General features: G+C 69.6%; 12 protein-coding genes. 6 read left to right on the top strand and 6 right to left on the bottom strand.

What is annotated here, in order from left to right:
- Positions 1 to 128: 128 nt before the first annotated feature.
- From ACZ7GZ_RS14520 to ACZ7GZ_RS14500, 5 genes are all read right to left on the bottom strand, one after another.
- Entirely contained in the window at positions 129 to 323 is a 195-nt protein-coding gene (locus ACZ7GZ_RS14520; RefSeq protein ID WP_471024157.1) for a hypothetical protein, read from the bottom strand.
- A 149-nt stretch (positions 324 to 472) separates the two neighbouring features.
- Positions 473 to 1,381, bottom strand: coding sequence for a sugar phosphate isomerase/epimerase family protein (locus ACZ7GZ_RS14515; RefSeq protein ID WP_471024155.1), 909 nt, complete (start codon positions 1,379 to 1,381; stop codon positions 473 to 475).
- 2 nt (positions 1,382 to 1,383) lie between these two features.
- Positions 1,384 to 2,289 carry an ATP-binding cassette domain-containing protein gene (locus tag ACZ7GZ_RS14510; RefSeq protein ID WP_471024154.1) on the bottom strand — a complete coding sequence of 302 codons (906 nt, stop codon included), beginning with the start codon at positions 2,287 to 2,289 and terminating at the stop codon, positions 1,384 to 1,386.
- Between the two features lie 4 nt (positions 2,290 to 2,293).
- Positions 2,294 to 3,370 (bottom strand): ABC transporter permease, encoded by a 1,077-nt coding sequence (locus ACZ7GZ_RS14505; protein ID WP_471024152.1) that lies wholly within the window; start codon positions 3,368 to 3,370, stop codon positions 2,294 to 2,296.
- A complete protein-coding gene (locus ACZ7GZ_RS14500) occupies positions 3,370 to 4,389 on the bottom strand; it encodes a substrate-binding domain-containing protein (RefSeq protein ID WP_471024150.1) in 1,020 nt (339 codons plus the stop codon). The genes ACZ7GZ_RS14505 and ACZ7GZ_RS14500 overlap by 1 nt, the downstream gene beginning before the upstream one ends.
- Before the next feature lie 390 nt (positions 4,390 to 4,779).
- On the opposite strand from ACZ7GZ_RS14500, the gene ACZ7GZ_RS14495 reads away from it, so the two are divergent.
- The 5 genes from ACZ7GZ_RS14495 (at position 4,780) to ACZ7GZ_RS14475 (ending at position 10,727) form a co-directional block, all read left to right on the top strand.
- Positions 4,780 to 6,093, top strand: a complete 1,314-nt coding sequence (locus ACZ7GZ_RS14495) for an ABC transporter substrate-binding protein (RefSeq protein WP_471024149.1) — start codon at positions 4,780 to 4,782, stop codon at positions 6,091 to 6,093.
- An 8-nt stretch (positions 6,094 to 6,101) separates the two neighbouring features.
- Positions 6,102 to 7,082, top strand: a complete 981-nt coding sequence (locus ACZ7GZ_RS14490) for a carbohydrate ABC transporter permease (protein WP_471024147.1) — start codon at positions 6,102 to 6,104, stop codon at positions 7,080 to 7,082.
- Complete coding sequence (locus tag ACZ7GZ_RS14485; protein WP_471024146.1) at positions 7,079 to 7,966, top strand: carbohydrate ABC transporter permease; 888 nt, start codon at positions 7,079 to 7,081, stop codon at positions 7,964 to 7,966. Before ACZ7GZ_RS14490 ends, ACZ7GZ_RS14485 begins: the two co-directional genes overlap by 4 nt.
- A 243-nt stretch (positions 7,967 to 8,209) precedes the next feature.
- A complete protein-coding gene (locus ACZ7GZ_RS14480; RefSeq protein WP_471024144.1) occupies positions 8,210 to 9,544 on the top strand; it encodes a PP2C family protein-serine/threonine phosphatase in 1,335 nt (444 codons plus the stop codon).
- An 88-nt stretch (positions 9,545 to 9,632) separates the two neighbouring features.
- A complete protein-coding gene (locus ACZ7GZ_RS14475) occupies positions 9,633 to 10,727 on the top strand; it encodes an MASE1 domain-containing protein (RefSeq protein ID WP_471024143.1) in 1,095 nt (364 codons plus the stop codon).
- A gap of 196 nt (positions 10,728 to 10,923) precedes the next feature.
- On the opposite strand, the gene ACZ7GZ_RS14470 is transcribed toward ACZ7GZ_RS14475, so the two are convergent.
- Entirely contained in the window at positions 10,924 to 11,526 is a 603-nt protein-coding gene (locus ACZ7GZ_RS14470; RefSeq protein WP_471024142.1) for a TetR/AcrR family transcriptional regulator, read from the bottom strand.
- Positions 11,527 to 11,598: 72 nt separating this feature from the next.
- On the opposite strand from ACZ7GZ_RS14470, the gene ACZ7GZ_RS14465 reads away from it, so the two are divergent.
- Entirely contained in the window at positions 11,599 to 12,438 is an 840-nt protein-coding gene (locus ACZ7GZ_RS14465) for a class I SAM-dependent methyltransferase (RefSeq protein WP_471024141.1), read from the top strand.
- Positions 12,439 to 12,446 lie beyond the last annotated feature (8 nt).

Below are 12,446 nucleotides of genomic sequence, written 5' to 3'. Positions count from 1 at the left end.
GGCCGTGCGGCCTCCCCACTTCCCCCCCCCTCCCCTCCCACCACCACCCCCCCTCCCCCCCCCCACCGCTCCGGCAGACGCCCCCCGGGCCCCCCCCCCGCCCCCCCCCCCCCCCCCGCATCCGTGTCTCAGCCGCAGTAACGGATCAGCCACTCGTCGGGGTTGTAGGTGTCCCGCGCCGGGTCCGGCACGGTGGCCGGCTGGGTCTCGGTCGTGTCCTCGGGGCGTATCCGCTCGGGCAGCGAGCCGAAGCGGTTATGGCGCAGGGCCGCCGCGTCGGCGGTGTCCCCGGGCGTCTTCCGGGCTTCCGTGCGGTGCGTCATCTCGTCCTCCCGTCTGCGCGGGCGTCCCCCGTCGTCGTACTGAACGCCCGCGTGCCCCCGGTTGGTTCCCGATCGGACGATGGCCGAATCCGTTGCCCTCACGCAGGAACCGGGCCCCCGCGGAGGGGACCCGGTTCCGGGGAGTGCGCTCAGGCCCCGCAGGAGCGCAGGAACCGGCGGGTGCGGACCGCGATCGGGAGGGGCTTGTCCGGCTCGCACGGGTACATGTCCTGCTCGACGATCGCGAACAGCTCCACGCCCAGCTTCTGCGCCGCTTCCAGGACGGGCCCCAACTCGGGGACCCCGGACGGCGGTTCGCACATCACACCCCGCTGCACCGCCGGCCCGAACGGCACCTCGTGCGCGACCACCTCGGCGAGGACGTCCGGGTCGACCTGCTTGAGGTGCAGATAGCCGATGCGCTCGCCGTAGGTCTCGATGAGCTTGACGCTGTCCCCGCCGCAGTAGGCGTAGTGCCCGGTGTCCAGGCAGAGGTTGACCAGCCCGGAGTCGGTGGAGTCCAGGAAGCGTTCGACGTGCTCCTCGGTGTCGATGTGGGTGTCGGCGTGCGGGTGGACCACGATGTCCAGCCCGTAGGTGTCCTTCACCTCGTGTCCGAGCCGTTCCATGCCCTTGGTGAGGTGCGCCCACTGCTCGGCGGTCAGCTCCGGCGGCTCCAGGATCTCGGCGGTCTTGTCGTCCCGCCAGAAGGACGGGATGACCACCAGGTGCCGCGCGCCCGTCGCCTGGGTGAGCGCGGCGACCTGGCTGACGTGCGCCCAGGTGTCCTCCCACACGGACGGGCCGCGGTGCATGCCGGTGAAGACCGTGCCCGCCGAGACCTTCAGGTTCCGCCGGGCCACCTCGTCCCGCAGGCGCGCGGGGTCGGTGGGGAGGTAGCCGTAGGGGCCGAGTTCGATCCAGTCGTAGCCGGCCTCGCGGACCTCGTCGAGGAAGCGTTCCCAGGGCACCTGCCGCGGGTCGTCGGGGAACCAGACGCCCCAGGAGTCGGGGGCCGAGCCGACCCGGATCCGGTCCAGCGGGGTGGGGAGGGCCATGGTCAGGGGGTTCCTTCCGGGGAGGGGGCGACGGGTGCGGTCAGGTCGCTCTCTTCGGGGAGTTCCTCGGTGTCGACGCCGCGTACCTGGGCGAGTTCGTGTTTGAGCGCGGCGAGTTCGGCGCCGCCGGCCATGTGGTTGGTCAGTTCTTCCAGGCTGACCTCGCCGCGGTCGGCGGACAGCTCCAGGGTGCCCAGGCGCAGGACGCTGAAGTGGTCGCCGACCATGTAGGCGTGGTGGGGGTTGTGGGTGATGAAGATGACGCCGAGGCCGCGGTCGCGGGCGGCGGCGATGTACTTCAGGACCACGCCGGACTGTTTGACGCCCAGGGCCGCGGTCGGCTCGTCCAGGATGAGGACCCGGGCGCCGAAGTAGACGGCGCGGGCGATGGCCACGCACTGGCGCTGGCCGCCGGAGAGGGTGCCGATGGGCTGTTCCAGGTCGTCCAGGACGATGCCCATGTGGCGCAGTTCCTGGTCGGCGGTGGCCTTCATACGGGCGATGTCCAGGCGGCGCACGGGCCATGGGCCGCGGGTCATCTCCGAGCCGAGGAAGAAGTTCCGCCACACCGGCATCAGCGGCACCGTCGCCAGGTCCTGGTAGACGGTGGCGATACCGCGGCCGAGGGCCTCGCGCGGGCTGGAGAAGCGGACGGGGGTGCCGTCGACGAGGAAGTCGCCCTCGGTGTGCTGGTGGAGCCCGGAGATGATCTTGATGAGGGTGGACTTGCCGGCGCCGTTGTCGCCGAGGACGCAGGTCACCTTGCCGGCGTGGACGGTGAGGTCGACGCCGTGCAGGGCGCGGATGTTGCCGTAGGACTTGCCCGCCCGGCGCAGCTCGACGAGGGGGCCGTCCCCGGCGGGCGGCGTGTCCTTGAGAACGGCGCCGTGGGTCTTGTGGTCGGTCATCGCTTTACCTCCGGGTCGCCGTGCGCTGGACCCACAGATTGATCAGGACGGCGCCCAGCAGCATCACGCCGAGGAAGGCCTTGAACCAGTCGGGGTTCCAGCCGGCGTAGACGATGCCCTGGTTGACCATGCCGAACATGAACGCTCCGAAGACCGGGCCGATGGCGGAGCCGTAGCCGCCGGTGAGCAGACAGCCGCCGATCACCGCCGCGGCGATGTAGATCAGCTCGTTGCTCACGCCTTCGCCGGACTGCACGGTGTTGAAGGAGAACAGGTTGTGCATGCCGACGAACCAGGCCCCGAGACCGACCAGCATGAACAGTGTGATCTTGGTGAAGTTCACCGGCACACCGACCGCCCGCGCGGACTCCTTGTTGCCGCCGACCGCGAAGATCCAGTTGCCGTACTTGGTGCGCAGCAGCACCCAGGTGGCCAGCGCGGCGAAGACCAGCCACCACACGATCGTGATCTTCACCTGCACCCCGCCCACGTCGAAGGACGACGCGAAGATCTTCTTCGCCTGGGTGAAGCCGTCCATGTCGCTGATGTCGTCGGTGGCGACATTGCCGGTGACCCATTTCGTCACGGCCAGGTTCACGCCCTGCAGGATCAGGAAGGTGCCGAGGGTGATGAGGAAGCTCGGCAGCCCGGTCCTGACCACCATCCAGCCGTTGAACGCGCCGATGGCCAGGGAGACGACCAGGGCGACGACCACGCCGGTCCACACGTTCAGCGTCAGCTGGTAGCTGAGCATGCTCGCGGTCAGCGCCGAGGAGATCACCGCGACGCCGGCGGAGAGGTCGAACTCGCCGCCGATCATCAGCAGGGCGACCGGCAGGGCCATGATCCCGATCGTCGAGGACTGGTAGAGGATCGTGGCCATGGAGCTGCCCTGGCGAACCGAGGGCGCGGCGATCAGGAAGAAGACCAGTACGGCGGCGGCGCCGAGGAAGACACCCACTTCGGGCCGGGCCAGCAGCCGCAGCGCCAGCGGGCGCCGGGCCGTACGGCCGTCGGTCTGCTTCGGACCGGATCCCGGCGGGGTGGTCATCGCCGGCTCAGCCTGCTGGGCCATGCTCATCACCGGGTCCCCTTCGCGGCGAACTCGGCGACCTTGTCGACATTGGACTTGTCGACGAAGGCCGGGCCGGTCAGCACCGGCTGGACCCCGCCGCCGCTGTAGTTGCCGTTGTTCTTGTAGAGCCACAGCGCGTCGACCGCGAGGTAGCCCTGCAGGTAGGGCTGCTGGTCGACGGCGAACTCGATCGAGCCGTTGTGGACGGCCTTCACCAGATCCTTGTTCAGGTCGAACGTGGCCACCTTGGCCTTGCTGCCCGCGTCACCCACCGCCTGCGTGGCGGTCAGGGCGAAGGGGGCGCCGAGGGTGACGACCGTGTCGATGGAGTCGTCCTGCTTCAGCTTGGCCGTGATGGTCGACTTCACCGACGGCATGTCGGTGCCGTTCACGTACAGCGTCTCAGCGGTGCCCTTGAACGTCTTCCGCACGCCGTCGCAGCGCTGGGTGAGGCCCACGTTGCCCTGCTCCTGGATGACGCAGACGATCTTCTTGGCGCCGGTGGTGTTCAGCTTGTCGCCGAACGCCTCGCCGGCCACGCTCTCGTCCTGCCCGAAGAACTCCAGGAGGCCCAGCTTCCTCCAGTCACTCAGGCCGGAGTTCAGGCCCACCACCGGTATGCCGGCCTGCTCCGCCTTGCCGATGACGTTCTTCATCGCGTCCGGCTTGGCCAGGGTGACCGCGACGCCGTCGACGTGCTGGTCGATCGCGTTCTGCACCAGGTTCGCCTGGTTGCCGGCGTTGGGGTCGGCGGAGTAGATGAGCTTGACGTTGTCCTTGGCGGCGGCCGCCTCGGCGCCCTTGCGGACCGTGTCCCAGAAGGTGTCGCCGGGCGCCTGGTGCGTGACCAGTGCGACGGTCATGCGTGGGGTGTCGGCCCGGCCGGCCGAGGCGTTCTGCGCCGCCTCCTCGGCCTTCTTGCCGCCGTGGGCGCTTGCGCAGCCGGCGAGGGTCAGGGCTGCCGCGGCGGCCACCGCCACGACGGGGGCCAGTCTCCGGGAGCGGGAGGGAGAAGAGCGGTCCATCTTTCCTGCACCTCACTGTGCGTGCGACGGGGGAGGGACGCTGTTGCGTTGGGACGCGATCCAAGTCCCTGACGAGCCCGCTGTCAATACTTTGTTAAGACATCATTGCACGAGCAGGTCCGAATGTAAGTACAAATCACGGGCAGCCTCACCTCCCGGACATGCGCCCGGAAGGCGTGAGCCCAGTACACCGCACCCCGCAGCGAACGGCACCGGGTCACGTTTCAGGCAAGAGACACCCCAGCGCGATCCGGCCTATTGACTCATGAGCGGACGTGGGGCTGTCATTACGCCACGATGTTCGGTCGAGTTGGTTTCTGAGCGGTTTCGAAAGCCTTTCGTTGATCAACTCATCCCCTTGACCGAGCCCTGTATTCCTCAGGAGCCGCCATGCGCCTCTCCCCCTCCGGTCTTTCCCTCCCGGGTCCCAGCCGTCGGTCGGTCCTGCGCACAGCAGGCGGTGCCGCCCTGCTCGCCGGAGCCGGGACATCCCTGCTGTCCGCCTGCTCAGGCAGCGGTTCCACCTCCGACCCGAAGACCGTCACGCTCGGCTCCAACGCCTCGGACGCCGTGCCGAAGGCGGCGTTCGAGAGCGTCTACGCGGCCTTCAAGAAGCAGTCCGGCATCACCGTCGACGTGAACACGAAGGACCACAACACCTTCCAGGAGCAGATCAACTCCTATCTGCAGGGCACTCCGGACGACGTGTTCAACTGGTTCGCCGGGTACCGCATGCAGTTCTTCGCGGCGAAGGGTCTGGCCTCGCCGATCGACGACGTGTGGCAGAAGATCGGGGACAACTTCCCGGACGCGATGAAGAAGCTCAGCAAGGGCGAGGACGGCAAGTACTACTTCATGCCGCTGACGACGTACCCCTGGGCGGTCTTCTACCGCAGGAGCGTCTTCACGCAGCACGGCTACAAGGTTCCCGCCACGTGGGACGAACTCGTCGCCCTGTGCAGGCAGATGAAGAAGGACGGGCTGGTCCCGATCGCCTTCGGCGACAAGGACGCCTGGCCGGCGATGGGCACCTTCGACCAGATCAACTTCCGGCTCAACGGCTACGACTTCCACGTCCGGCTGATGGCGGGCAAGGCGTCCTGGACCGACGCCAAGGTGAAGGCCGTCTTCGACCACTGGGCGGAGATCCTCCCCTACCACCAGGACGGCTTCATGGGCCGCACCTGGCAGGACGCCGCGCAGACGCTGGTCGCGAAGAAGGCCGGCATGTACCTCCTCGGCTCCTTCGTGGCCCAGCAGTTCACGAACAAGGCCGACCTGGACGACCTCGACTTCTTCCCCTTCCCGGAGATCAACTCCGCGTACGGCCAGGACACGGTCGAGGCGCCGACCGACGGCTTCATGGTCAGCAAGTCCCCGAAGAACCACGCGGGTGTCGTGAAGCTGCTGGAGTACCTGGGCTCCCCGGCGGCCGAGGAGTTGTACCTCAAGGGCGACCCGAGCGTGGTGGCCGCCTCCGGCAAGGCGAGCACCTCCTCGTACTCGGCGCTGCAGAAGAAGGCGTTCGAGATGATCGGCAACGCCAAGAGCCTCACCCAGTTCATGGACCGCGACTCCCGGCCCGACTTCACCTCCACCGTGATGCAGCCGGGCCTGCAGAAGTTCCTGCAGAACCCCAAGGGCGTGGACAGCCTGCTGTCGTCCGTCGAGCGCCAGAAGAAGCAGATCTTCGCGTCCCAGTGAGCGTCCCGATGACGACCGACGCGACGACGAAGACCCCGCAGGCAGGCGCCGTGCCTCCGGCGGGGCCCACGCCCGAGAAGAAGCGGGTCACACGGGGCCACCGGCGCCTGCTGACCCGCCGTGACCGGTTCACGCTCGCCCTGATGGCGGGCGTGCCGGCGATCCTGCACGTGGCCCTGGTCTGGGTCACCGCCCTCGCCTCGATCTTCCTCGCCTTCACCACCTGGGACGGCATCGGATTCGACTCGATCAAGTGGGTGGGCCTGGACAACTTCGCACAGCTCTTCAGCGACAACCCGCAGTTCTGGCCGGCCGTCCAGCACAACGTGATCTGGTTCGTCGTACTGATCCTGATCCCGACGCCGTTCGGCCTGTTCCTGGCCGTGCAGCTGGACAAGCGGATCCGCTTCAGCCGGGTCTACCAGACCGCGTTCTTCCTGCCGGTCGTCATCTCGATGGCCTGCATCGGCTTCGTCTGGCAGCTGGTCTACAACCCGGACACCGGCCTGATCAACAGCATCCTCGGGGCCAACAAACCCGGCCACTACATCGACTGGATCGGCGACCCGCACCTCAACCTGTGGGCGATCCTCCTCGCCGCGTCCTGGCGGCACACCGGCTACATGATGATCCTGTACCTGGCCGGCCTGAAGAGCGTCGACCCCTCGCTGCGGGAGGCCTCCGCGCTGGACGGCGCGGGCGAGTGGCAGACGTTCAGGAGCGTCATCTTCCCCACCCTGCGCCCGACCAACACGGTCGTCCTGGTCGTCACGATCATCGAGGCACTGCGCGCCTTCGACCTGGTCTTCGTCTTCAACAAGGGCGCCCAGGGCACCGAGTTGCTGTCGATCCTGGTCACCAACAACATCATCGGCGAGTCCAGCCGCATCGGTTACGGCTCCGCCATCGCCGTCGTCCTGCTGGTGATCTCCCTGGCGGTGATCATCCCCTACCTGATCGCCACCTTCCGGAAGGAGCGGCGGGCATGAGCAGCACCACTGTGCCGTTGAAGCGGCGCGCCCCCGTCCGGCCCGCCCGCGTCCTGCTGCACGTCTTCCTCGCCGGTACGGCGCTGGCGTGGCTGGCGCCGCTGCTGTGGGCGGTCTTCTCGGCGCTGCGTCCCTACAGCGAGACCAGCACCCGGGGTTACGTGTCCTGGCCGCACGCGCTGAACCTCGACAACTTCAAGAACGCGTTCGTGCAGTCGGACATGCTGCACTACTTCGGCAACACACTGGTCATCGCGGTGCCGGCCGTGCTGCTGACCCTGTTCCTGTCCTCGTGTGTCGCGTTCTACGTCAGCCGCTTCGACTTCCGCCTGAACCTGGCCCTCCTGCTGGTCTTCACGGCCGGCAACCTGCTCCCGCAGCAGGTCATCATCACCCCGCTGTACCGGCTGTACCTGCTGACGAACCTGCCGGGCATCACACAGAGCGGCAAGCTGTACGACTCCGCGCTCGGTCTGGTCCTCATCCATGTGGCGTTCCAGTCGGGGTTCTGCGCGTTCGTGCTGAGCAACTACATGCGGTCGCTGCCGCACGAGCTGACGGAGGCCGCGCTGGTCGACGGCGCCTCGGTGTGGCGGCTGTACTGGCAGATCACACTGCCGCTGTGCAAGCCGGCCATGGCGGCGCTGGCGACCCTGCTGTCGATCTGGATCTACAACGACTTCTTCTGGGCGCTGGTGCTGATCTCGACCGGCCAGAACATGCCGGTCACCTCGGCGCTGAACAACCTCTCCGGCCAGTACTTCACCGACCCCAACCTGGTCGCCGCGGGCTCCCTGCTGACGGCGATCCCCACCCTGGCGGTCTACTTCGCGCTCCAGCGCCAGTTCGTCAGCGGCCTCACCCTGGGTTCCAACAAGGGCTGAGAGGCCGGGAGGCGAAAGGGAGCGGCCTGCCGCCGGGCCGACCGCGAGCCGTGGCTCGCGGTCGGCGCGCAAACCCTTCCGGGAGCTTGATCACTGTCGTCTTCCGGTCGATCGTCACCGTGCGGCGTCGATGCCACAATCGGAGGCGAGACACCCGGAGGTCGGAATGTACCGCTCGAGCGAGGGGCTGACGGGCAGGCCGGCTCGGCCGTACCCGGTGCACCGAGCCACCAGGCGCCGGTGATGGCGGCCGACAGGGAAGGGCGACGACCGGGGCCGGCCCGCCTGCCCGACCTGCATCTGCGTCTGCGGTCCGAGCTGGTCCGGATCGACGAGCAGCTGCGCGCCCTGATGTCCTCCATGGACCGGCTGCAGGGCCTGCTGGATGCGGTGGTGGCCATCAGCCGCGAGGTGGAGCTGCCCGCGGTGCTGCACCGCATCGTGACCACCGCGATGGACCTGGTCGGCGCCCGCTACGGGGCGCTGGGCGTGCTCAACGAGTCCGGCGAGCGCCTGGAGCAGTTCGTCCCGGCCGGCCTGTCCGAGCAGGAACGCGATGCTCTGGCCACGACCGGTCTGCCTCGTGGTCTGGGTGTCCTCGGCCACCTGATCCGCTACCCCGAGCCCCTGCGGATCGACGACATCCCGGCCCATCCGTCCTCCGCCGGGTTCCCGCCCGGCCATCCGCGCCTGCGCACCCTGCTCGGCGTCGCCATCAGTGTGCGCGGCAAGATCTACGGCGACCTCTATCTCTCCGAGCGGCGCGACGGACGGCCCTTCGACGTCCACGACGAGAACGTCGTCGTCGCCCTGGCCGGCGCCGCCGGCATCGCGATCGAGAACGTACGGCTCTTCGAACGGGTGCGCGTCGGAGCCGAGCAGTTCCAGCGGCTTCTGCTGCCGACACTGCCCGATGTACGGCCTTTCACGGCCGCCGCCATCTACCGGCCCGCCGCCGAGCCCAGTCAGCTCGGCGGGGACTGGTACGACGCCATCCCGCTGCCCGACGGCACGGTGGCGGTCGTCATCGGCGACGTGGCCGGCCACGATCTGCAGGCCGCCGCCGCCATGGCCGCCACCCGCAACATGCTGCGCGCTCTGGTGTTCGCCCAGAGCAATCCGCCCGGCGCCATCCTCGCCCAGCTCGACCGGGCCCTGGAAGCCATCACGAACAATCCGGTCACGACCACCGCGCTGGCCCGTATCGAACCGGAGGCAGAGGGGTGGCGGCTCCACTGGAGCACCGCGGGCCACGTCCCTCCCCTGCTGCTCACGCGTGAGCGCCACGCGGCCTACTTGCTGGCCGAGCCCGGACTGCCGCTCGGTGTCGACGCGGGGCAGCCCCGTCCGGACCACTCCCGCTTCCTGCCGCCGGACGCCACCGTGGTCTTCTTCACCGACGGGCTGGTCGAACACCCCGGCCACCCCATCGACCAGAGCCTGGACGAGCTCGCCCGGCTCGCCGTGGCACACGCCGACCTGCCCCTGCCGGAGTTCGTCCAGGCCCTCGCCGACCACCACCCCAGCAACGGTCACGACGACATGGCCATCCTCGCCCTGCGCACCCCGCCCGCCTGATCCCGGGCCCTGCGCGACCGTGCCGTGGAGGATCCTGCGGATCGGACGGATGATGGCTGCGGGGCGATGTCGACACGGAGGTCGCCCGATGTCTGTCGCGCGGCGTGAACGGCTTCGGCGCGGTGGTGTGGCCGCCGTGGAGATCTGTGCCACCGCCGCGCTGTACTTCGGTTCGGCCAGGCTGGGCCTGCTCCAGCAGCTGGTGCGCGGCCAGGTCACCCCGCTGTGGCCGCCGAGCGGTATCGCGGTGGCGAGCCTGCTGCTGCGCGGGCCGCGCGTGTGGCCCGGGATCGCCCTGGGCGCGTTCCTGGTCAACGTCTCGCTGGGGCCGTCGCTCCCGGCCGTGCTCGCGATCGTGATGGGAAACACCCTCGCACCCGTCTGCTCCTGGGCGCTGCTGCGCGGCGCGGGGTTCCGTGACGAGCTGGACCGGCTGCGGGACGCGCTCGCACTGATCTTTCTCGGTGCGTTCACCGGAATGCTGGTCAGCGCGACGGCAGGCAGCGGCACCCTGGTCCTCGCCGGTGCGCTGAGCACCGCGGACTTCTGGCCGACGTGGTCGGTCTGGTGGACCGGCGACGCCATGGGCGTCCTGGTGGTCACACCGGTCCTGCTCGTCCTTCGCTCGGCACGCCTGCCGAGGGGCGTCCCGCCGTCGCGGTGGGCGGAGGGACTGCTGCTTCTCGGCGCCACGGTCGGCGTCGGCTTCCTCGAGACCGGCCGCACGCCGCTGCTGTTCCTCGGCTTCCCGCTGCTGATCTGGGCGGCCTTCCGCTTCCGGCTGGCCGGGGCCGCGCCGTGCGCGCTGGCGGTGTCGGGCTTCGCGATCGTCGCCGCCGCCGAGAGATCGGGCCCGTTCGCCGGCCACCACCTGCTCTCCGAGATGATCACCCTGCAGGCGTTCAACGGTTCCGCCGCGCTGACCGCCCTGCTGCTCTCCGCGGTCATCGGCGAGCGGAACCAGACCCAGCGCGAGATCGCGCGCGCCTGCGGGCAGCTCGCCGGGATGGCGGCCAGGATGGCGACCGGCGACCACACCCCGATGCTCCTCGACGGGGGCACCGAGAAGGAGGACCACCGGGGCGATCCGCGGACGGCGACGAGGGCCACCTCCTCGTCCGCCTCACCCGCGAGGAGACGGCCTCCGACCGGCAACGGGGCCGGCCGGGACGACAGCGTGTGAGGGTGCGGCGGCCGGTCGTCGTCAGACGCCCGTCACGGAATGCCGGCGCCCTCCGCGCTCAGCGCGGCCGTCACCGGCTGGAAGAACGTCTCGCCACCGGACGCGCAGTCACCGCCGCCGCCGGAGGTCAGTCCGATCAGGGCACGTGGCCGGTCCCAGCCGGTGTTCGCGCCGGCGCACCTGCTGGGCTCGACCGTCAGCGTGGCCGCCGTTGCACGACGTCGGCGAGCACCGTCGTCACGAGCTTGTTGACGGTTGCCGTGGTCGGCCGGCCGAGGTCGCGGTCTGCGAACAGGAGATGCCCGCCACCGACCAGGGAGAGGGTGAGTGACCCGAGGTCGGCGTCGGCCGCGATACGGCCCAGGTCACGCTCGTCGGCCAGGTAGGCGGAGATCGCGGTCGTGGCCTGGGCGAGGATCGCGATGCCGCCTCCGGGCCGGGCTTGTCGCAGCCGTGCGCGCAGCTCGTCCCGGAAGGTGATGAGCGGGATGATCGCCACCGGAACCGGTCCGAACAGGGTGGTCAGCGCGGCGGTGAGGTTGTCGGCCACCGTGCCGGTGCCGGCGGACTCGCGCAGCGCACTCGCCTGCGTCTCAAGCTGCGCGGCTCGGTCGAGCACGAGGTCGGTGAGGAAGGCGTCGAAGTCGCTGAAGTGTCGGTGCAGGACGCCTTTGGCGCAGCCCGCCTCGTCGGTGACGGCCCGGCTGGTCAGTGCGGCCGGCCCGTCCCGCAGCAGCACGCGTTCGGCGGCGTCGAACAACTGCTGCCGCGCGTCGCGAAGGTGCACCCCGGTCGGCACTCACAGGTCCTCTCGCGCGTCGGTCTGCTGGCACCCGTTGCCGGGTGGGCATGCGCCCACTAAGGTGGGCGCATGCCCACCTTACCGCGAGAGCAACCCGAACCGCCCCGGGCGGAGCTGCACAGGGCCCGGCGGATGGCCGAGTCGTTCGGTACGGACGCGCAACGCTACGACCAGGCCCGGCCCGGCTACCCCGACGCGTTGGTGACGCGGATCGTCGCCGGGAGCCCTGGGCCTGAGGTCCTCGACGTGGGCTGCGGTACCGGCATCGCGGCCCGCCAGTTCCAGGCCGCCGGCTGTGCCGTGCTCGGCGTCGAACCGGATGAGCGAATGGCCGAGGTCGCGCGAGCCCACGGCCTACAGGTCGAGGGGGCGACGTTCGAGACCTGGCAGCCGGCCGGACGGACGTTCGACGCGGTGATCGCGGCCCAGTCCTGGCACTGGGTGGATCCGGTCGCCGGCGCGCTCAAGGCGGCCCGGGCACTGCGTCCGGACGGGCGTCTGGCGATCTTCGGGCACGTGTACGAGCCGCCCGCCGAGGTGGCCGAACCGTTCGCCGCCGCCTACCGGCGGGTGGCGCCGGACTCGCCGTTCAGCAGTCAGCCGGCCCGGCGTCCGCTGGACATGTACCAGGCGGGGTACGCGAAGTTCGCCGACGCGATCCGTCAGACCGAGCGCTTCAACGACCCCGAACAGTGGCGATTCGACTGGGAACGGCCCTATACGCGCGACCAATGGCTGGCGCTGCTTCCCACCACCGGCGGCCTCACCCGACTCTCCCCCGACCAGACAGCCGACATCCTCGACGCGGTCGGGACCGCCATCGACTCGATAGGCGGTCGCTTCACGATGCGCTACACCACCCTGGCCACGACGGCGGTGTGCGGGGCGGTGGGTTCACGACGGCGGTGATGACGAAG

It is taken from the genome of Streptomyces sp. NPDC037288 (assembly GCF_055603265.1).
The sequence above is the reverse complement of the archived record's forward strand: the minus strand, read 5'-3'. Positions and strand labels throughout refer to the sequence as shown.